Source organism: Pseudomonas sp. LJDD11, from assembly GCF_024584215.1.
Lineage (GTDB): Bacteria > Pseudomonadota > Gammaproteobacteria > Pseudomonadales > Pseudomonadaceae > Aquipseudomonas.
Map to the genome: position 1 here is coordinate 1 of NZ_JANJFL010000164.1, position 511 is coordinate 511.

Sequence of the window (511 nt, forward strand, 5' to 3'; positions counted from 1 at the left end):
GGTGAGTCATCGTTCCAGTTGTCGCCGTCGGAAGCCTGGGCGGCATAGATGTTCCATTCGTTGCTCGGGTAGCGCTCGGCCATGATTTCCTGCATCAGTTTCAGGGCGCTGGAAACGATGGTGCCGCCGGTTTCCCGTGAATAGAAAAACTCTTCTTCGTCCACTTCCCGGGCGCTGGTGTGATGGCGAATGAACACGACTTCAATCTTGTCGTAGTTTCGCTTGAGGAACAGGTACAGCAGGATGAAGAAGCGCTTGGCGACATCCTTGGTTGCCTGGGTCATGGAGCCGGAGACGTCCATCAGGCAGAACATCACCGCCTTGGAGCTTGGGTTGGGTTGCTTGACCAGCAGGTTGTACTTGAGGTCGAAGGTGTCCAGATAAGGCACACGACGAATCCTCGCTTTCAGGCGGTCGATTTCTACTTCCAGTTCCTGAATATCGCCGAAGTTGTCCGGTTCTTCGCGCTTGGGACGCTCCAGGTCGTTCACTGTTTCCTTGAGCTTGGCGC

1 protein-coding gene is annotated in these 511 nt (G+C 55.4%); it reads right to left on the reverse strand.

Going from position 1 to position 511, the window contains the following annotated elements:
* Positions 1-511: YeaH/YhbH family protein (locus NRB16_RS29365; protein ID WP_257107630.1), on the reverse strand; the 511-nt coding region annotated here is incomplete at both ends.